This is a genomic window from Sinorhizobium chiapasense (assembly GCF_045277575.1).
Lineage (GTDB): Bacteria > Pseudomonadota > Alphaproteobacteria > Rhizobiales > Rhizobiaceae > Ensifer > Ensifer chiapasense_A.
Genome location: NZ_CP144205.1, coordinates 1,251,702 through 1,270,727, shown reverse-complemented (window position 1 = coordinate 1,270,727; position 19,026 = coordinate 1,251,702). Strand labels below are relative to the sequence as shown.

General features: G+C 62.1%; 16 protein-coding genes. 4 read left to right on the top strand and 12 right to left on the bottom strand.

Annotation, left to right across the window (positions count from 1 at the left end; translation table 11 throughout):
- The first annotated feature begins 14 nt into the window (after positions 1-14).
- Complete coding sequence (locus QM996_RS06205) at positions 15-791, top strand: amino acid ABC transporter ATP-binding protein (protein ID WP_113537665.1); 777 nt, start codon at positions 15-17, stop codon at positions 789-791.
- Positions 792-875: 84 nt separating this feature from the next.
- Here QM996_RS06205 and QM996_RS06200 read toward each other — a convergent pair whose 3' ends face one another.
- The 5 genes from QM996_RS06200 to QM996_RS06180 are packed head-to-tail and all read right to left on the bottom strand — an operon-like array spanning position 876 to position 9,393.
- Entirely contained in the window at positions 876-2,405 is a 1,530-nt protein-coding gene (locus QM996_RS06200; protein WP_500269706.1) for a caspase family protein, read from the bottom strand.
- Positions 2,402-3,946, bottom strand: a complete 1,545-nt coding sequence (locus QM996_RS06195; RefSeq protein WP_500269705.1) for a caspase family protein — start codon at positions 3,944-3,946, stop codon at positions 2,402-2,404. The genes QM996_RS06200 and QM996_RS06195 overlap by 4 nt, the downstream gene beginning before the upstream one ends.
- 2 nt (positions 3,947-3,948) lie before the next feature.
- Positions 3,949-4,839 (bottom strand): OmpA family protein, encoded by an 891-nt coding sequence (locus tag QM996_RS06190; RefSeq protein WP_500269704.1) that lies wholly within the window; start codon positions 4,837-4,839, stop codon positions 3,949-3,951.
- Between the two features lie 22 nt (positions 4,840-4,861).
- Positions 4,862-8,089: a c-type cytochrome gene (locus QM996_RS06185; RefSeq protein ID WP_500269703.1), complete on the bottom strand. Its 3,228-nt coding sequence runs from the start codon at positions 8,087-8,089 to the stop codon at positions 4,862-4,864.
- A 44-nt stretch (positions 8,090-8,133) separates the two neighbouring features.
- The gene (locus QM996_RS06180) at positions 8,134-9,393 is read right to left on the bottom strand and encodes a ferredoxin reductase family protein (RefSeq protein ID WP_500269702.1); all 1,260 of its coding nucleotides are present in this window, start codon (positions 9,391-9,393) and stop codon (positions 8,134-8,136) included.
- A 272-nt stretch (positions 9,394-9,665) separates the two neighbouring features.
- On the opposite strand from QM996_RS06180, the gene QM996_RS06175 reads away from it, so the two are divergent.
- Entirely contained in the window at positions 9,666-10,283 is a 618-nt protein-coding gene (locus QM996_RS06175; protein WP_500269701.1) for a GntR family transcriptional regulator, read from the top strand.
- A gap of 308 nt (positions 10,284-10,591) precedes the next feature.
- Here QM996_RS06175 and QM996_RS06170 read toward each other — a convergent pair whose 3' ends face one another.
- From QM996_RS06170 to cysG, 5 genes are all read right to left on the bottom strand, one after another.
- The gene (locus tag QM996_RS06170; protein ID WP_500269700.1) at positions 10,592-11,404 is read right to left on the bottom strand and encodes a ferredoxin--NADP reductase; all 813 of its coding nucleotides are present in this window, start codon (positions 11,402-11,404) and stop codon (positions 10,592-10,594) included.
- A 198-nt stretch (positions 11,405-11,602) separates the two neighbouring features.
- On the bottom strand, positions 11,603-12,103 hold the full coding sequence (locus QM996_RS06165; protein WP_500269699.1) for a DUF934 domain-containing protein: 501 nt from the start codon (positions 12,101-12,103) through the stop codon (positions 11,603-11,605).
- A 16-nt stretch (positions 12,104-12,119) separates the two neighbouring features.
- Positions 12,120-13,790 carry a nitrite/sulfite reductase gene (locus QM996_RS06160; protein ID WP_500269698.1) on the bottom strand — a complete coding sequence of 557 codons (1,671 nt, stop codon included), beginning with the start codon at positions 13,788-13,790 and terminating at the stop codon, positions 12,120-12,122.
- 14 nt (positions 13,791-13,804) lie between these two features.
- Positions 13,805-14,119: a DUF2849 domain-containing protein gene (locus tag QM996_RS06155; protein ID WP_173516356.1), complete on the bottom strand. Its 315-nt coding sequence runs from the start codon at positions 14,117-14,119 to the stop codon at positions 13,805-13,807.
- Positions 14,120-14,129: 10 nt separating this feature from the next.
- On the bottom strand, positions 14,130-15,590 hold the full coding sequence (gene cysG, locus QM996_RS06150) for a siroheme synthase family protein (RefSeq protein ID WP_500269697.1): 1,461 nt from the start codon (positions 15,588-15,590) through the stop codon (positions 14,130-14,132).
- Between the two features lie 230 nt (positions 15,591-15,820).
- Between cysG and QM996_RS06145 the strand changes: the two genes are divergently transcribed.
- Both QM996_RS06145 and mazG read left to right on the top strand, forming a co-directional pair.
- The gene (locus tag QM996_RS06145; protein ID WP_500269696.1) at positions 15,821-16,408 is read left to right on the top strand and encodes a tRNA-specific adenosine deaminase; all 588 of its coding nucleotides are present in this window, start codon (positions 15,821-15,823) and stop codon (positions 16,406-16,408) included.
- 5 nt (positions 16,409-16,413) lie between these two features.
- Positions 16,414-17,247 (top strand): nucleoside triphosphate pyrophosphohydrolase, encoded by an 834-nt coding sequence (gene mazG / locus QM996_RS06140; protein WP_500269695.1) that lies wholly within the window; start codon positions 16,414-16,416, stop codon positions 17,245-17,247.
- Between the two features lie 81 nt (positions 17,248-17,328).
- Here the strand turns inward: mazG and hflX are convergent, their stop codons facing one another.
- Positions 17,329-18,654 carry an HflX GTPase family protein gene (gene hflX, locus QM996_RS06135; RefSeq protein WP_500269694.1) on the bottom strand — a complete coding sequence of 442 codons (1,326 nt, stop codon included), beginning with the start codon at positions 18,652-18,654 and terminating at the stop codon, positions 17,329-17,331.
- A gap of 78 nt (positions 18,655-18,732) precedes the next feature.
- Entirely contained in the window at positions 18,733-18,975 is a 243-nt protein-coding gene (gene hfq / locus QM996_RS06130) for an RNA chaperone Hfq (RefSeq protein ID WP_003535434.1), read from the bottom strand.
- Positions 18,976-19,026 lie beyond the last annotated feature (51 nt).

Below are 19,026 nucleotides of genomic sequence, written 5' to 3'. Positions count from 1 at the left end.
GAGGGGAGGATCGCATGGCAAATACCGCCACTGCTTCCAAAATGACTGTATCTGCAACGGATGTTGCAGTCGAAATCACCGGAATGAACAAATGGTACGGGGACTTCCACGTCCTTCGTGACATCAACCTGAAGGTCATGAAGGGCGAGCGCATCGTCATCGCCGGCCCGTCAGGCTCCGGCAAATCGACGATGATCCGCTGCATCAACCGGCTGGAAGAACACCAGAAGGGCAAGATCGTCGTCGACGGCATCGAGCTCACCAACGACCTGAAGAAGATCGATGAAGTGCGCCGCGAAGTCGGCATGGTGTTCCAGCACTTCAACCTCTTCCCTCACCTGACGATCCTGGAAAACTGCACGCTTGCACCGATCTGGGTCCGCAAGATGCCGAAGAAGCAGGCGGAAGAAATCGCGATGCACTTCCTGAAGCGCGTCAAGATTCCGGAACAGGCCAACAAATATCCGGGCCAGCTCTCCGGCGGTCAGCAGCAGCGCGTGGCGATCGCCCGCTCGCTGTGCATGAAGCCGAAGATCCTGCTGTTCGATGAGCCGACCTCGGCACTCGATCCGGAAATGGTCAAGGAAGTGCTCGACACTATGGTGTCGCTCGCGGAAGAAGGCATGACCATGCTGTGCGTGACCCACGAAATGGGCTTCGCACGCCAGGTCGCCAACCGCGTGATCTTCATGGACCAGGGCCAGATCGTCGAGCAGAACTCGCCGGCCGAGTTCTTCGACAATCCGCAGCACGAGCGCACCAAGCTGTTCCTCAGCCAGATCCTGCACTAAGCAATTCCGGACGGAGAACCGCCCGAGAGAAACGCCCGCCTCAATAAGGCGGGCGTCTTCATTTTCAGCGATCGGATCGTCGTCTTATTCCACGCGATAGCGCAACGTGCCGACGGACCAACGGATGCCGCGCCTGTCGAGATCATCGGTCCAGGTCTTCTGCAATCGCGCAACGATGTCGCCGAGCGTCTCCCGGGCATTCAGCTCGACCTTCAGCCCACGGGCTTTCGGCGCAATGCTGCTCAAATCGACCGCATCGCTGACCACGAATGCGACGAGGACGTTTTCGCCGGCACCCGACGCCTCGAAATCAAAGCCGTAATATTCGTCCGGCAATGTCAGCGGCACGTCTGGTGCGAGCGGCGTGATCTTCTGCGCGAATTCGTTCGGAAAGATTTGCGTCGCCTTGCCCTGGCTGTTCACGTCGAAGAGTATTAGGTCGCCGCTGGTGCGGCTGGTGACTGTCAGCTTGAAAACGTCGCCGGCCTTCATGGCTGTCGGTCGGTCTATGACAATCCTGACGTCTCCGGTCTCTGTCTTGCCGATGATGTCGCCGACAGCACTGACGGCACTGGCATCTTGATAGATGGGGTGGGCTAGGTTCGGTGTGCCGGCTTGCAGATAAGCCCCCTGCCCGTTGCCACTTGCATCCAGCCTTTCGGGTACGACTGCGCTCTCGCCAAGAGCCTGCGCCCTGCTTTCCAATTGCGGGTCGAGATTGCCGCATTTGTCCTGCGATGCGCAGTAAGCGGTCGATTGCGCCTTTACGAACTCGAGAAGCTCGGCGTTGCTCGTCAAACCGTTACCGTTCGCATCGGCGGCGTTTCCGGTCTGGCCGGCAACGAACGCGGCGGTGAACACGCCGCGGCGACCCTCAACGGGAAGCCGCACGTCGTCCCAGGCGACCTGGTATGGCGCAGCCGCGCTCCAGGTGGTCATGCCCGCTTCCGCGAGCTTCGGCTTGTCGACGACGGCAAGATCGATCCTGAGGCCGCGCGACAATGCCTGCTCAACCGGCTTGGCGTGAGGCCGCGGCAGGAAGCGGGCACCCTCGATGCCCGTTGCTATATCGTCGGAGGGCGGGCGAGAGATCGGGCCGGAATGGCAAGCGTCGATCACCATCGTCACCACCCGCCCCTGCAACCGCTCCAGCACCTCGTCGATCTCGTCATCGAGGACCGCGCCTTGCCAATCGGTTTGCCCGGACATGATATCGACAGGCGCCAGCGCCTCGTCCAGTCCATCCGCCTCGTCACCATCCGCATCCTTCACCTGAAGGCCGTGGCCGGAAAAATAGATGTAGACGCGATCGCCGGGCCCGGTTGCATCGACGAGCCACGAGTTCATCGATGAGAGGATCTCCGCTCGCGTCGCCTGCTCGTCCTTCAAAACGCGGATCGAGGACGCGTCGAAACCGAGCCTGCCTGTCAGCAGGCCGTGCATTGCCACGAGATCGTTCTTTGGACCTTGAAGCGCGAACTTCGGCGGCAGGTTCGGATAGTTGCCGACACCAATGAGCAAGGCCCGGTCGCCGGCCGTGGCCGGAGCAGGATGCAAGGCGAGACATGTCACCACAGCAAGCACCGCACGCCATGACCTGCCACGCGCGCTCATTGGCCCCGCTCCCTGGTGTAAAGCGGTTGGATGGCGACCGTGCTGTCGCTGCCTTCCAATCGCGTCTCGAGAAGGCGCAGAAGCTCTGCGGCGTCGAGCTTGGAGTTGGAGAAGGCGGCCGCAATGGCGTCGATCGGCGCGTTGGTCGAAATGACGATGAGATGATCGGCGCCGAAGGGTTTCACCACCTCCAGGCCCTGAAGCTGAAACGCATGGCTGCCGCTGCCGGCGATCTGCGCATCGAGAAGCTGGGCTTCACCGGTATTCGCCAGATTGAAAACCAGCATGTTGGCGTAGTCGCCCTGCGTCGCCCTAAAATTGAGGCGGTCCCCTGCCGCATAGATGTCCTTGAGCGGTGTCAGCGAAACGCTGCCAGGGCTCTGCGCCGCCAAGGTCTTCAGGAAGTCGACCAGGATGAACTTGTCGACGGCGCCCTGGAGCATTTCCGGCGCGATATGCTCGCCGGCGACATCGCCGTTCGGCGTATAGAACACGCCGGTCGCCGCATCCCAGCGGTAGGGCACGCCATTGCCGCCCAGATTGTTGAGCGGCGGCGCCGCACCGGTGACACTCAGTGCCAATTTCCCCGTCCAGCCCATGTCACGTAGTGATTTCAGCCGCGTCCTGGCCTCACTGGTCGCGGTCGCGCCAGTCGTTGCACGGCGCGGCAGCGACAGAACAATCTCCTTGTCGGAGCGCGGCAACTGCGGCGTAAAGTTCGGCACCTGCAGGGCTTCCGACTGAAGCTTGACGTTGGAGAAGACGTAGTCCTCGAGTTCGATGCGCGAGATCCGGCCGTCGCCGTCACGGTCGGCAGCGCCTTCAAGAGCCCGGGCAAAGCTCCAGCTCAGGGCTCCGCGCGGCTCTCCGCCGATCACCACTTCCGGCGTCGGCTGGCTTTCCAGCGATGCGGCGAGGATCGTCACGCTGGACAGTTCCGCCTCCTTCACCTTGGCGCCCTTGAGCGCCTCCTCGGATGGCGGAGGTACCTTCGCTCGCACGATCGGCGCAAGCCGCGTCTTGCCGGATATGGATCGGTTCATGCCGCCGGAAAAGCAACTGTCGGAAACGAACAGAACCTGAATGGCCTTGGCCTCCGCCTCCGCGAACCAGGCGTTCAGTTCGTTGTCGACAATGATCTCCTTGCCCGTTTCCTCCGCACGGCTTCTGTCGAAGCCTGGCAGTTCCAGGAACTCGTCCAGGCCGTCCTTCTCGCTGCCCGCGACCAACTCCGGCATCTGCGCGCCATGCCCGGCATAGGTGAAGACGATCGTATCGCCGCGAGCTGCGCCGGCGACCAGTTCGCTCCAGGCGGCGCGGATGGCGTCCTTCGTCGCCTGCTCGTTGATGAACTGCCGTATCGTGCCGACTTTGGCCGCCTTTAGCGCCTGCGCGACATCGCGTGCATCCTTGACTGCACCGTCGAGGCTCACTTCATGCGGATAGGCATCTACCCCGACGACAAGCGCCGACGTGGCGGCGAGGACGGGAGCTACGGGCAGGACGACGAGAGCCGTCGAAAGCAGGACCCTGTGCAGCACCGCTAGTTCCCCACATCCACTTCCACCCGCCGGTCGAGCTGGTGCAGCATCACCTCGTCATAGGCGCTCGGATCGTCCGGTTTGAAGGGCTCTTCCTCGCCCCTGCCAACGACTGTCCAGGTGCCTGGGTAGCCAGCTTCGACGAGGTACTTCGCCAATGCCTCGGCGCGTGCGATCGACAGCGCCTTGTTCGCCTCTGTCGTCCCAACCGGATCGGTATGGCCGATCAGCGTGATTGTCGGCGGTTTTGCTGATTTCAGGCACTCGAAAAGATCCTTCGCCGACTGCAGCCCCTCGGGTGTGAACTCGGCGGTGCCGAAAACGTAGCGCACCGGCGTGGCCTTCTTCCTGATCGATATGCCGCGGTAGGAGAACTTGCAGGCGCCGCGCGCCGCCAGCTTGACGGGCTTGCTTGCCGCAAGTCGCATCTCCGAGGCCAGCCTGTCCAGCCGCAGGATGTAGCCCTTGTCCGGCGCCATCCAATCGGGTGTCAGCTCTTCGTTCGCCGTATCTTCCAGCGCCTGCTGATAATACGTCGCCGCCGCCTCATAGTCCCGGCGCGCCCGGTGGATGTCGCCGAGAGCGTCGAGGATCTGCCAGGGGCCGCCGGCGTCCCTGCTCGCAGTCGTCAGGTCGCCTTCGAAGCTTTCTAGCTTGGCGCCCTGCCCCACGGCGGCCGCGACACGGTTGAAGGTCACCAGCGCCGCGACCCGACGCGTCAGCGCGATCTCAGTCGCCGAACATCCCGCGAAGCGCTCGGGATCGACCGTTGCACGCGCAGCCGCCTCGTCGCCGCGGTTCAGCGCCTCGGACGCCTGGCGAAGGCCATCGCAGGCCGGCGCGGGCCAGGCGAAAGGCAGCACCAACGCCGACACGAGAATGAGGGATGTCATCACCTTTGCCATGGCTCGCGCGTCAATCCTTGATCTCGAACGTTACCATCTGAACGCTGCTGGCCCCGCCATCGCCCTGGGCCTGCTTGGCCAGATTGATCGCCAGCCCCCTCGTCGGCGGCAACCGCGACCTCGCCACGTAGTCGCGCGCCTTCTCCACAGTGAGCCTCTGATCGCCAAGCCCGCCGACGCGGCAGAATGCCAACATCGACTCGGATGGTGCCGGCGTGTCGAAGGTCAGCGTGCCTGTCCCCGGCTGCGGGATCAGGCGCCGTTCGCCCGGCTGCAGCGTCGTGTTGCCAATCATCACATTCGGGATGACCTCGACATTGCCATTCTCCTCGACATAGAGGATCTGCAGCTCGCAGGCCTGATTGGCGCTGAGCTCGAAAGAAAGCTGATCGCCGACCTTCGCCGTCGTCGACTTCACCTTCAGTGCGAGCGCGAGCCTGTCGCCAGCTTCCGCCATCTCCTTGCGATAATCGGGCACTGCGACCGCGATCGATTGTGGCTTTGCGTCCAACGGCTGATCGGCACCGGCAACGACGATTGCCGCCGTGTCCAGGGGACGGCGCTGGAGCAACGGTTCCAGCAGCAAGGCATATTGCTGTTCGACCTCGTTGCGCGGGATCGTTCCGCCGGCTTCCAGGGTCGTCACCCAGTCGAGCCCCAGGCGCAGGACGTCGGTGTTCGTCACGCGCTTGATGGCATCGGAGAACTGCTTCGGCGTCATGTCGAACTCTGCCGCCAAACCGTCAAAGTCGAGTTCGTCTTCGTATTTGTCCGCGAAGTAGGTGATGATCTCTGCGTCGCCCGGCGCATGCCTGCTCTGCAGACGGCCATCGGGCGTCGGCTCGGTGACGCCAAGCGCCTTGAGGGCGGCGACGAAGCGCTCGCGATCCGTGCGATAGGCCTCGTCCAGTTCCTCCTGCTTCACATACATGGCGAGCAACACGTCCTGCTGATCCTTGCTGAAAAGCGTCGATGTCTCGATATGCTCACGCAACTGATCGCGCTTCGACAGAATGCCGTCGGCATGGCAATCGACGCAGGAACGCGCGTTGATAATCTCGACGCCCTTGCCGATCGGACGCTTGCGGAACGACACGATCGTCGTCGGTCCAACATCAAGCTGTTTGCCCGCCGCGGTCGATAAGTAGTACCCCTGCAATCCGTTCGGGAGCGAAAAGATCATCTCGCCCCCATCATGTTCGAACGGCACCAGGCCCGCACCGAGCGGAGCGAGTTCCTTCGGCCCGTGCGGGAACCGCTTCAGCACCTGCTTGCCGACGTCGCCGCCGAAATCATAGGATTTCCAGTAATAGCCGCCAAAGGGCATGTCGTGCCGCTCCAGCATGCGGTTATGGTCGGATACGCCGGAGGAGCCATCGGCGAAGCCGGCACGCAGGACGTCGCGCCGGCGAATGTTGCCGGCCACATCGATCTTGAAGCTCGCCTCGAGTTCACTGATCTGCGTCGGCAGCCTCATCAGCCGATTGTAGATCTCCGGCCGGGCGCCATTGCTCATGAACCAGTCGATCCGCATGATCGGCAGTTGCGTGGCCGTCTCCCTGGAAAGCGCCGCCAGCGACGGATCGCTCTGCGGATCGGTGCCGTAGAAATAGCGTTTGATCAGGAAGTCATAGTCCGCGGCCTCCCATTGCAGCTCGCGCAGATCGATGCGCACCAGCAGCCCGTTGGTGCCGTCGACCTCCGCCGGCAGGACCAGATTCGGCCCGTAGGAGAGCGAATTCAGCAGTTTCTTGAAGCCGCCCGCGAGCACGTCCATGCGCTTCATGAAGGTCTGGTCGTCCTCGCAACCCATCATGCCGTTATATTGGTCGCGATAGGAGAAATAGCGCATGAACGGACGATCGCGTTCGCTGACAGTCCCTATGTCCTTAAGCGCCGCCTCGACGAACTGCCCATAGGTCAACATCGGGCGCGCGCGCTCGGGCTTGGTCGCTGCGGTTTGCGGCAGGCTTTTCTCGCTCAGCGCGTTGATCCAGTCCTCCAGCACCTTGATCTCTTCAGCCGAGGGCCGCTTGCCGAGCGGCATGCGGCCGCTGACGACAGTCGAATAGAGACGCGACTTCGATGCGTCGCCCGGCGTTACGAAATTGGCATCGGCGGCGATCGAAGCGAGATCGCCGGCCGGGTAGCTCCCCTGCGAACTTTCGCCCGGTCCGTGACAGTTGCGGCAATACTTGCCGATGAAGGCATCCGCCTGCTGTGCCAGCGCCGCATTGTCGCCGCCGAGCGCTTCCGCTGCCGTGTTTTCCTTGCAGACGGCGGTCACCGATTGCGCCACCGGCGCCGGCGCCTTCACTTCGCGGTCGGAAAGAAAGGCATAGATCGCCCGCCGATCGTCCTCCGTCAGAACTTTCAGCCCCTTGGCGATGCGCCGCATGACGGGATCGCTGAATGGCGCGCCTGAAAGTTTCTTGCCTTCGTCGATCAGGCCCTTGGTGAAGACCTCGGGCGAAGCAAGGCCCGCCATCTTCGCCTTGCTGATGTCTGGCGCAACCGCCCCCGTCAGATCCTTTTCGCCCTGGTAGGCACGTTCCAGATCGAGGCCATAGGTGGTCGTGCGTGGCGTATGGCAGTCGCCGCAAGCACCGACATTCTCAGCGAGATAACGACCGCGCTCGGCTTGTGTCTCTTCGCGTGGCTGATAGCCGGGCACCGTGAAATGGCTGCGTTTCCAAAGCGTGATCGTCGTCTGGCGACTGAAGGGGAAGGCGATTTCGTGTTCTTTCGAGGCGGCGTCCGACTGCGGCAGCGTTTCGATATAGGCCTTGATGTCGAGCGCATCCTCCGGCTTCATCCCGCCATAGGAGGTGTAGGGCATGACCGGGTAGAGGTTGTTTCCCTCCCGATCGAGGCCGACCAGCACCGCGTTCAGGAACTGTGCATTTGTCCACCCGCCGATACCGTTGGCGTGCGGAGAAATGTTCGGCGCATAGAAGGTGCCGATCGCGGTGTTCATCTCCATGCCGCCGGAAAGCAATTCTGTATTGTCGCCGGATCCATGACAGGCGCCGCAGCCTGCGGCGTTGAACATGTACTGACCGTTTTCCACATTCGCCTTGTAGGTCGAAAACGCGTCATCGGCGAAGGCATCGCGTGCTTCTGCAAGGGCGGGACAAAGCGAGATGGCAAGCAGTACCGCCGCCCGCAATGCCAATGATCCCGTGCCGGGGCCGGCTCTTCGCGAGACGCTCTCCAGCCTTCTCCGCAGACCGCGCATAACACCCTCTCCTCAATCAAAAAATCGCTCGTAAAATCGGCTGCTTATCGAAACTGAAACCGCTCGAATTCGATTCGCCTCGGTTCCTTGCCGAGTTCCTTCAAGCCCTTGACGATTGCTTCTCTCAGCGGCGGCGGACCGCAGAACCACAGGTCGGCCTCCGACGGATCGATCGCGCTTCCGGTTGCCAGCTTGGCCGCGTCCAGGCGTCCATCCGCAGAGGAATCATGCAGGACGAAGCTGAAGTTTCCGAGCGTCCGCGCCTGCGCCTCGAAGGTTTCCAGGCCGATCGCCTCGCGCCGGTCGCGGACGCAATAGACCATATGGATCTGCTGTCCTTCGTCGCCCTTCAGGTGCCGTGCCATCGCCAGGAACGGCGTAACCCCGATGCCACCGGCAAGCCAGATCTGCTTCTTGCCGCCACGACGATGATTGAAGCGGCCGTAGCCGCCTTCGAGCTTCAACCGATCACCGGCCGCGATATTGGCACGGAGCGCTTGCGTATAGTCCCCGAGCGGCTTGATTGCGAAGCGGACGATGCCGTCAGCCTCGATTCCGGCGATCGTAAACGGGTGCGGCTCCCGAAGGCCCGGCTTCATCACGCGCAGAAACCCGAATTGTCCCGGCTTCGCGCGAAGGCGACGCCCGAGGGGCCGCGCCGCGATCACGGTCGCGCCGTCCTCCCTGGCGACATCAAAAACCTCGTAGCCGCGCGTTCTCAGCCAAGGCAGAAGCTGGGTATAGGCGTAGCTCAGAATGCCGAGAGCGGCAAAAACGTTCAGATAGACCGCGAGCATCGCAGTGCCGTCATAGGGACGCTTGATGAACATCTGGTGGAAAGCGACGAGAACGAAGAGCAGGCCGATCAGGCGGTGCGTGTATCGCCAGAGGTGGTAGGGAATCTCTATCTTTGTCCTCGGGATGATCTTGACGATACTGAGAACCAGCAGGACGACGAAACCATAGAAGGCATACTTCCCGGCCGAGGCGGCCAGGTGGTTCAGGCCGCTCGTCAGTGCCAGCCCCTTGAAATCGGGCTTTAGAAAATAATGGATGAGGATCAGGATCAGCACGGAAATGCCGATCTTGCGGTGGAAGTGATAAACGCGGTCGAGACCGCCGAACAAGGCTTCGACGAACGGCGGGCGTGCGGCCATGAACTGGGCGATCGCCATGCCGACGAAAGCGGCGGACGATGCCATCAGGGAGAAAGTCGTCAATGCATTGGTGTGGCTGACCGCCGGCACGGCCAGCAGCCCCGCAAACACCATCAGCGACCAGACCAGAAACGCGCCCACTTGCATCCTGCGCCCCTCAACGCCGACGTCAGACGGTTGTTGCCAAGGGAAAGACTGACAAGCCCCTTACCATTCGTCAACATCATTCCCGCTGGAAACGGCTGATGAGCTTCCTTTATTCATGCCTTTGAAATTCGTGATTTTTGAGCGCTTGCTCATTTACCTTTCTCAAGGCTCGCATCAGCTTGAAAGGCGATACTCGGATGCGATGATCGCCTTGCTTGCCTCCTTATGAGAAATTGTGCAAGCTCCTGATATATCAGAAGCAAAGGAACGGCATGTCACTGCAATCCCAAGCGCATCTCGCCTACCTCGCGCTCGAACGGCTCATCGTGACACTGAAGCTCGAGCCCGGCGCCCTGGTCACCGAGAAACGGTTGATCGAGCTCGCGGGGCTTGGCCGAACGCCGGTTCGCGAGGCGATCCAGAAGCTCGCTTGGCAAGGCCTGATGGATGTGCGACCGCGTGTCGGCCTGCAGATCACCACGATCCGTCCTGACGACCAGGTCCATGTCATGCAGGCCCGGCAGAAGCTGGAGCCGCTTGCGGCAGCTCTGGTCGCGACACACGCGAATGCTGACGACCGAAGCGCGATGAAAGCCTGCGGCGCGGAGATGGCCGCCTGCCTCGACGCAGGCGACATGGAGGGTTTCCTCGTGGCCGACAAGGTCTTTGACGAACTGATGGAGGAGGCGTGTCCCAACCGCTTCCTGACCGCGGCGCTGGCACCTTTGCAGACCCATGCGCGCCGCATCTGGTTTGCGTCCTCCTCTCCGGAAAAGATGGCTGGGTCGGTCCGCCGCCACGTCACCGTGATCGATGCGATCGAAAGGGGTGATGCTTCAACTGCGTCTGCGGCCATGACGGAATTGATGAACTATCTGTCAGACGCCTGAGGACCGGTCGCACAAGTGCGAAGAAATCACCGCAACCATTTGCTTTGACAAAGATTTCTTCGCTCTCACGCCTTCAATCCATGCATCACGCCGTTGGCATCATACTTCCGGTCCTCAGGCGGCGCACATGCCAAATCGAAAGCCTCTTCGCAGGAGGCCGCGCAGATCGTGCTCGGTCACCAGGATATGGGATACCATCGGCACGACGGATGAAATGGCTCCGCCCTTGGCGACGAGTGCCCACCACAAACGACGAAAGGCGCCCCGGGGACGCCTTTCGCAAAATCGAAGATTACCTGGAACCGGGATCAGCCGACGAAGGCCCGCTCGATCACGAATTCGGCCGGCTTGTTGTTGGCGCCCTCGGTCAGCCCGGCTGCCTCGAGGATTTCCTTGGTGTCCTTCAGCATCGCCGTCGAACCGCAGATCATGCCGCGGTCGACAACCGGATCGAGCGGCGGCAGGCCGAGATCGGAGAAGAACTTGCCGTTGACCATCAGGTCGGTGACGCGGCCCTTGAACGGATAGTCCTCGCGGGTCACCGTCGCATAGTGGCGCAGCTTGTCGCCGACGATCTCGTTCAGGAACTCGTGGTTGCGGATTTCCTCGACGAGATCAAAGCCGTACTTCAGTTCGGCGACGTCGCGGCAGGTATGGGTGAGGATCACTTCCTCGAATTTCTCATAGGTTTCCGGATCGCGGATCAGACTTGCAAAAGGCGCAATGCCGGTGCCGGTCGAGAACATATAGAGCCTGCGGCCGGGAACCAGCGCATCAAGCACCAGCGTGCCGGTCGGCTTCTTGCGCATCAGCACCTTGTCACCCGGCTTGATCGCCTGCAGGTGCGAGGTCAGCGGGCCATCCGGCACCTTGATCGAGAAGAACTCGAGCTCTTCGTCCCAGGCGGGGCTGGCGATCGAATAGGCGCGATAGATCGGCTTGTCGCCAACCATCAGGCCGATCATCGCGAATTCACCCGAGCGGAAACGGAATTCCGCAGGACGGGTCATGCGGAAGCGGAAGAGCCGATCCGTATAATGCTCAACGCTCGTCACCGTCTCGACGTAAACGCCTGCCGGTGCCTGGATCGCGAAATCTTCCGTTTTTGCCGGAGCATTCATCTGGCTAAAGTCCTGTAATGATGACCCTGTTTATCAACAATGACCGGATATTCCAAGCCACGAGCGATGGGAAGGAATTCCCTTCCAAATATAGTCGCTTTCGGGGATTTCAGCGTGCTTCACACTGTCGCGGCCGATTCGGCCCACTTCTTGCGCGAGGCGAGAGGAAAACCGCATCACATTATTCCTGGCATTGCCTCATGAAACCCGCCGCCAGCTATAGGATTTTGCGTCGGTCGAGGGCCTTGCCGTCGGTTGGTAGTGGTTGGCGATCCCCGGCAGACGTCCTTCCGAAAGGCGCTTGAGAGCCGTCGCATTGCTGACCGCGAAGCTCTCGACACCACAGCGCAACATCAGCGGGATCTGATCGATCAGCACGTCGCCGACCGCCCTCACCTCGCCGTCGAAGCCAAGACGCGAGCGCAGCAGCGACGCGTGGCTGAAGGCGCGACCGTCGTTGAAGGCCGGGAATGCCACCGCCACGAGAGCGACGCGATCGAGATGGGGCGCCAGCTTCGTCACGTCATCCGCCGGCGCGATGACCACGCCGAGGCCGGTTTCGTCGCTCGTTTCCACCTTGGCGAGGAACGCATCGAGGCCAATGATCGCCTTCTCGTTCGAGCCCGCCTTCGTTTCCTCCGTCTCGATGATCCAGGGATCGTCGCCCACGAAGCCGGTTTCCTTCCAGATTTTCGTCATATCCGTTCCTTGCGCCTCAGGCAGCTTCCTGCGCACTGCCGTAGAGCGCGTCCTTGAAGGGTTGCGGGCCGACGCGGCGATAGGCTTCGAGGAAGGTCTCGTCCTTGTCGCGGCGCAGTCCCAGATAGGTGTCGACGATCGTCTCGACGGCATCGGTCACCTTCTCCGGCTCGAAGCCGCGGCCGATGATCTCGCCGATCGAGGTGTTCTCGTCGCCGGAGCCGCCGAGCGTGATCTGATAGAGTTCCGCACCCTTCTTCTCGACACCGAGCAGGCCGATATGGCCGACATGGTGATGACCGCAGGCGTTGATGCAGCCGGAAATCTTGATCTTCAGTTCGCCGATCTCAGCCTGGCGCTCGGGCGAGCCGAAGCGGTTCGAAATCTCCTGGGCCACCGGAATGGAGCGTGCATTGGCAAGCGCGCAATAGTCCAGCCCCGGACAGGCAATGATATCCGTGATCAGGCCGGCATTGGCGGTCGCAAGGCCGGCGGCAACGAGCGCACGGTAAACCGGCTCGAGATCGGCCAGCGCCACATGCGGCAGGATGAGGTTCTGCTCGTGGCTGACGCGAATTTCATCAAAGGCATATTCCTCGGCGATATCGGCAACGGCGTCCATCTGCGCGTCGCTTGCGTCACCCGGAATGCCGCCGATCGGCTTCAGCGAGATCGTCACCATGCCGTAATCCGGATGCTTGTGCGGTTGCACGTTCTGCTGCACCCAGCGGGCAAAGTCCGCATCGGTCTTCTTCCAGCGCGCGAGGTTCTCCCAGCCTTCGGCGCGGTCACCGAGCGTCGGCGGCGCAAAATAGGTGGAGATCGCCTGAATGTCCGTCTCAGGCAGCTTCAGCTCGGTGTCCTTGAGCGCAGCAAATTCGACCTCGACCTGGCGCGCCAGTTCTTCGGCGCCAGTTTCGTGCACGAGGATCTTGATGCGGGCCTTGTACTTGTTGTCGCGGCGGCCGTGGAGGTTGTACACGCGCATGATCGCCGTGGTGTAGGACAGCAGGTCCTCTTCCGGCAGGAAGTCGCGGATCTTCTTGGCGATCATCGGCGTGCGGCCCTGGCCACCGCCGACATAGACGGCAAAGCCGATGCGGCCGTTCTCGTCCTTCTTGAGGTGCAGGCCGATATCGTGGACCTGGATCGCGGCGCGGTCACGCTCGGCGCCGGTGACGGCGATCTTGAACTTGCGCGGGAGGAACGAGAATTCCGGGTGAACGCTCGACCATTGCCTCAGGATTTCGGCATAAGGCCTTGGATCAGCAACCTCATCGGCTGCCGCACCGGCGAAGTGATCGGCCGTGACATTGCGAATGCAGTTGCCCGAGGTCTGCAGCGCGTGCATCTCAACCGTTGCCAGTTCCTGCAGGATATCCGGCGTATCGGAAAGGCGCGGCCAGTTGTACTGGATGTTCTGGCGCGTGGTGAAGTGACCATAGCCGCGGTCATATTTGCGCGCGATATGGGCGAGCATGCGCATCTGACGGCTCGACAATGTGCCATAGGGAATGGCGACGCGCAGCATATAGGCATGCAACTGCAGATAGACGCCGTTCATCAGACGCAGCGGCTTGAAGGCATCTTCGGCGAGCTCGCCGCTCAGGCGGCGCTCGACCTGATCGCGAAACTGTTCGACGCGGGAGGAAACGAAAGCGTGGTCGAATTCATCGTAACGGTACATCGGGTATCGGTTCCTCAGGCAGCGTGTTTCGGGCCGGCCAGACCGTTGTAGCCGGCAGCATAGGGGATGGACGGGCCTTCGGCGCGGATGCGTTCACGCATGCGCAGCGGCCGAAGCGTGCCGTTGATCTCTTCGACGTCGACGACATTGACGTCGACGACCTTGTTATCCTCGAACGCCTGCTTGCCCGTCGCTTCGAGCGCCGTCACGGCCTCAGCATGGCGGGCAACAAAGGCATCCTGAAGCGATTCGGCCCAGTTGCCGGCGGCATCCAGCCAGACGGAAATGCCGTCCGAAAGCCGATTTGCCGTCAAAACCTTGCTCACCATCGTCTCTTCCTCAGCTCAAAATCTGTTCGTTGCGCCCGGAGGCGACTTCAGCGGTTTTCTTGGCGCCGCGTGATTTGCCGACAACGAGCGGTTCGGACCGCCCGAAGTTGGCGCCGGCAACGGCCTCGCCAATGATGACCATGACCGGACCTGAAAGCTCGCTTCGGTTTTCGAGGTCCGGAAGATCCTTCAGCGTGCCATGCAGCAAGCGACGATCCGCGCGGCTGGCGTTCTCGATGACGGCGACGGTCGTTTCCGCCGGAAGGCCGGCCTGCATCAGACGGCCAGCGACGGACGCGGCGACAGTCCGGCCCATATAGACCGCAATCGTGGCACCGGAAACGGCAAGCCGTGCCCAATCGGGCAAGACTTCGCCGGTCAGATCGTGACCGGTGGTGAAGACCAGCGAAGAGGCAACGCCGCGCAGCGTCAGCGGCAATTCGAAATCAGCGGCGGCGGCAAAGGCCGACGTAATCCCCGGGACGATCTCATAGCTGATACCGGCTTCGCGCAGTGCCGCCATTTCTTCGCCGGCGCGGCCGTAGACCAGGGGATCACCGGACTTCAGCCGAACGACTCGCTTGCCTTCGGCGGCGAGCGCCACGAGCAACTGGTTGATCTCGTCCTGAGACTTCGTGTGGCAGCCCTTGCGCTTGCCGACGGACAGGCGCTCGGCGTCGCGGCGGCCCATATCGACGATCGCCTGCGGCACCAGCGCGTCATAGACGATCGCGTCGGCTTCCATCATCACGCGCTGGGCGCGAAGCGTCAGCAGGTCTTCAGCGCCCGGACCGGCACCAACGAGCCAGACATGGCCAGACGCCTTCTCAGGCGCATCGAGCAGGCGCGACGCCTCGCGCCGGGCAGCCGCCAGATCGCCGCCGGCGACCTTGTCGGCGACCGGACCTTGGAAGAACCGGCGCCAGAAGAGCCGGCGCGCCACGCCACGCGGCACCAGGCGGTCGACGGCCTCGCGATAGCTCGCGGCAAGCGACGCGACGACACCGAGCGAAGGCGAAAGGAGCTGATCGATCTGGGCGCGGATCATCTGGGCCAGCACCGGCCCTGCCCCTTCGGTGCCGATGGCGACTGCGACCGGAGCACGATTGACGAGCGCCGGCGTGAAGAAGTCGCAAAAGTCGGGCTGATCTACAGCGTTGGCCGGGATCTTGCGTTCACGCGCGGCGACAACGATGCGCCGGTCATCGGCGGCATTGCCGGTCGCGGCAAAAACGAGGATGGCGCCGTCGAGCTGCTCGGGAGCGAAGGCGGCGGCGACGTGCTCGATGGCGCGATCACGAAGATACTGCGCGAACTCCGCCTCCGGCTCATCGGCGTAGACGACGATCGAGGCTTCCGTGTTCAACAACAACCGCACCTTGGCAAAGGCCTCGTCGCCATTGCCGAAAACCGCCACGCGCTTCTGCGCGACGCGAAAGAATGCGGGGAAAACGGCGAGCTGCTGCGTCATGGTCTGGCAGAGGGTTCCTTCTACAGGCTGCGCCGAATATCCCGCATAGGGCACGACAATTGAAGGAACAGAAATTTCAATGCCTTTCCGGTCCCGTATTGTTTTGCTCGGTGGTGCACCATTTTGAGCAAATATCTCCGGTCCCGTTAAGCGGCCGGTCCTTCCGCAGCCATTGCGCCGCGGGGGCAACCTCCGTTAAATGCGGTCACTGACCTGCCGGAGATGCAAGCATGACCCAATCGGACCTCGCCGAACGGCTTTTGACCGTCATCGAGCAGAATATCCTGCCGCTCACCGAAAAGGGTGTGGCCGCGGGCAACAAGGTGTTTGGCGCTGCGATCCTGCGCAAGTCCGACCTGTCGCTGGTGCTGGCGGAAACCAATAACGAGACGGAAAACCCGCTCTGGCACGGCGAAGTCCACACGCTGAAGCGCTTCTACGAGATGGCGGAGAAGCCCGATACGCGCGACCTCATTTTCCTGTCGACGCACGAGCCCTGCTCCATGTGCCTTTCGGCAATCACCTGGGCCGGTTTCGACAATTTCTATTACTTCTTCAGCCACGAAGATTCGCGCGACAGTTTCGCGATCCCGCATGACCTGAAGATCCTCAAGGAAGTCTTCCGCCTGGAGCCGGGTGGCTACGCCAGGGACAACGCCTTCTGGCATTCGGCCTCGATCGCGGCCCTTGCGAAGGACGCCGATATTGAGACCCGTACGCGGCTTGCCGCCCAGGATGCCCGCATCCGCGCCCGCTACCAGAGCCTTTCCGACAGCTACCAGTCGGGCAAGGATCAGAACGCCATTCCGCTGAACTGAGATCCATGGAACCTTCACGCGACATCCAACGCCTGCTCGACATCATGGCGGCGCTCCGTCAGCCCGAGGCCGGCTGCCCCTGGGACATCGTCCAGACCTTCGAGACGATCAAACCCTATACGATCGAGGAAGCCTATGAGGTTGCCGACGCCATCGAGCGCGGCGACATGCACGACCTCTGTGACGAACTCGGCGATCTCCTGCTGCAAGTGGTGTTCCACGCCCGCATGGCGGAGGAAGCCGGGGACTTCGCCTTCGGCGACGTCGTCGAGGCGGTGACGCGCAAGATGATCCGCCGGCATCCGCATGTCTTTGCCCGTTCCGACGCCGATACGCCCGAGGCGGTCAAGCTGCAATGGGACGAGATCAAGAAGGCCGAGAAGGCAGAACGACAGGCGCGACGCAGCAAGCGCGGCCTCGCCCCGGATGCCGCTGCAAGCCATCTCGGTTCGGTCCAGCGCTCCTTTCCGGCGCTTGTCGAAGCGCTGAAACTGCAGGAGCGTGCCGCCAAGGTTGGCTTCGACTGGTCGGAGCCCGAACCGATCCTCGACAAGATCGAGGAGGAGATCGGCGAACTGCGCCAGGCGCTGCGCGAAAAGGACCGCGCCAAGGTCAGCGACGAGCTGGGCGATCTGATCTTCGCAGTGGTCAATATCGGCCGCCACGTCGGGACTGACCCCGAAATGGCCCTTCGCGGCACCAACACCAAGTTCCGCCGCCGCTTCGCCCATATCGAGCGCGAGCTAGAAGCCGGCGGCGAGACGCTGGATAACGCGACGCTGGAACGCATGGAAGAGCTTTGGCAGGCGGCCAAGGCGATCGAGCGGCAGTTGGGCTAGGACCATAAGGACGCAGATTTGCGATGTGCGTCCCCTTGCACGCAGCCAATGAAACGAGTGGATCTGGGCGAGCGCTCAGGCTTACCAGTCTTCCTCGACGGGCTTCGGCCCGTTTCCGAGACGGCGCTCCAGATCGGCGGCTTCGTTTTCGGTCAGCCGGAGATCGAGGCTCACCCGCCCGTCCTCCAGATCCTCGCGGCCATCGACGATGGCGTGCTGATAGATCCAGGGCAGAAGCTGCAACTGGTCGATGCCGAGCACGACGGTGCATTCCGTCAGAACGCCGGACAGGCGTCGACCGATTTCGGCGAGCAGCTCGTCAACGCCCTCGCCAGTGATCGCCGAGACGGCAACCGTATTGTCCGAGGTCGCGGCCTTGCCGCGCAACGCTTCGCGCGATTCGACGTCCAGCCGGTCGATCTTGTTCCAGACCTCGATCAGCCGTTCGGAGGCTTCCTTCTCGTCGATGCCGAGATCGGCGAGAATGCGGAGCACATCGCTTGCCTGCGCCTGGTTGTCCGGATCGGAGAGATCGCGCACATGCAAGATCAGATCCGCCTCCAGCACCTCTTCAAGCGTCGCGCGGAAGGCGGCGACGAGGTGCGTCGGCAGGTCGGAGATGAAACCGACGGTGTCGGAGAGGATCACCATGCGGCCATGCGGCAGCTTCAGACGCCGAAGCGTCGGATCGAGCGTCGCAAACAGCATGTCCTCGGCGAGCACGCCCGCCCCGGTCATGCGGTTGAAAAGCGTGGACTTGCCGGCGTTGGTATAGCCGACGAGGGCGACGATCGGATGCGGCACCTTCTTGCGCTTGGAACGGTGCAACTGCCGGGTCCGGCGGACCTGCTCCAGTTCGCGCTCGAGCTTGACGATGCGGTCCTGCAGCAGGCGCCGGTCCGCTTCGATCTGGGTTTCACCCGGACCGCCCATGAAGCCGCCGCCACCGCGCTGACGCTCAAGGTGGGTCCAGCTTCGGACCAGGCGGCCTTTCTGGTAGTTGAGATGTGCAAGATCGACCTGCAGCGTGCCTTCCTTGGTAGAAGCGCGGCGCCCGAAAATCTCGAGGATGAGGCCCGTTCGATCGATGACCTTGGCGTTCCATTCCTTCTCGAGATTGCGCTGCTGCACCGGCGTCAAGGGATGGTCGACGATAACCAGACCGGCATCCTGTTCGACGAGGATGTGGCCGATCTCTTCGATCTTGCCGGTGCCGAGCAGGGTGCCGGGCTTTGGCTGCGCCACCGGAACGATGGCACCATGCACGACATCGAGGTCGATCGCCAGCGCCAGCCCGGTCGCCTCGTCGAGGCGGCTTTCATCCGAGCGTGTGGTCATGGTCGAGAGTATTTCTGCGGACTGTCTTCCGGTCTTTTTCAAGACCGGAACGATGACGACCGCGCGCATGTCGTCGCGGAGCTTCTCGAGCTCCGGAATGATCGACGACGATTTTGAATCCCGCTTGGTAATGTGCCTAACGTCCCGTCAGGATGCGGCTTCTTCGTTCTCGAACATCTGCAGCGGCTGGCCGGGCATGATGGTCGAGATCGCGTGCTTGTAGACCAGTTGCGAGTGGCCATCGCGACGCAACAGGACGCAGAAATTGTCAAAAGATGTCACGACACCCGTGAGCTTGACACCGTTGATAAGAAAAATTGTCAATGAAATCTTTTGCTTGCGGACCGTGTTGAGAAAGAGATCCTGCAAGTTTTGAGAACGTTCCGCCATCGCGCCGCTTCTTTCTTATTTGCCGGCGTTTCGCGCCGGTGCATTTTTGTC

Excerpts from the sequence above, each read along its gene's own strand:
- QM996_RS06205 (WP_113537665.1), top strand. The coding sequence starts at position 15 with ATGGCAAATACCGCCACTGCTTCCAAAATGACTGTATCTGCAACGGAT.
- cysG (WP_500269697.1), bottom strand. The coding sequence starts at position 15,590 with ATGACGCAGCAGCTCGCCGTTTTCCCCGCATTCTTTCGCGTCGCGCAG.
- QM996_RS06145 (WP_500269696.1), top strand. The coding sequence starts at position 15,821 with ATGACCCAATCGGACCTCGCCGAACGGCTTTTGACCGTCATCGAGCAG.
- QM996_RS06155 (WP_173516356.1), bottom strand. The coding sequence starts at position 14,119 with ATGGTGAGCAAGGTTTTGACGGCAAATCGGCTTTCGGACGGCATTTCC.
- mazG (WP_500269695.1), top strand. The coding sequence starts at position 16,414 with ATGGAACCTTCACGCGACATCCAACGCCTGCTCGACATCATGGCGGCG.
- QM996_RS06160 (WP_500269698.1), bottom strand. The coding sequence starts at position 13,790 with ATGTACCGTTACGATGAATTCGACCACGCTTTCGTTTCCTCCCGCGTC.
- QM996_RS06180 (WP_500269702.1), bottom strand. The coding sequence starts at position 9,393 with ATGCAAGTGGGCGCGTTTCTGGTCTGGTCGCTGATGGTGTTTGCGGGG.
- QM996_RS06165 (WP_500269699.1), bottom strand. The coding sequence starts at position 12,103 with ATGACGAAAATCTGGAAGGAAACCGGCTTCGTGGGCGACGATCCCTGG.
- hflX (WP_500269694.1), bottom strand. The coding sequence starts at position 18,654 with ATGCGCGCGGTCGTCATCGTTCCGGTCTTGAAAAAGACCGGAAGACAG.
- QM996_RS06200 (WP_500269706.1), bottom strand. The coding sequence starts at position 2,405 with ATGAGCGCGCGTGGCAGGTCATGGCGTGCGGTGCTTGCTGTGGTGACA.
- QM996_RS06185 (WP_500269703.1), bottom strand. The coding sequence starts at position 8,089 with ATGCGCGGTCTGCGGAGAAGGCTGGAGAGCGTCTCGCGAAGAGCCGGC.
- QM996_RS06175 (WP_500269701.1), top strand. The coding sequence starts at position 9,666 with ATGTCACTGCAATCCCAAGCGCATCTCGCCTACCTCGCGCTCGAACGG.
- QM996_RS06170 (WP_500269700.1), bottom strand. The coding sequence starts at position 11,404 with ATGAATGCTCCGGCAAAAACGGAAGATTTCGCGATCCAGGCACCGGCA.
- hfq (WP_003535434.1), bottom strand. The coding sequence starts at position 18,975 with ATGGCGGAACGTTCTCAAAACTTGCAGGATCTCTTTCTCAACACGGTC.
- QM996_RS06190 (WP_500269704.1), bottom strand. The coding sequence starts at position 4,839 with ATGACATCCCTCATTCTCGTGTCGGCGTTGGTGCTGCCTTTCGCCTGG.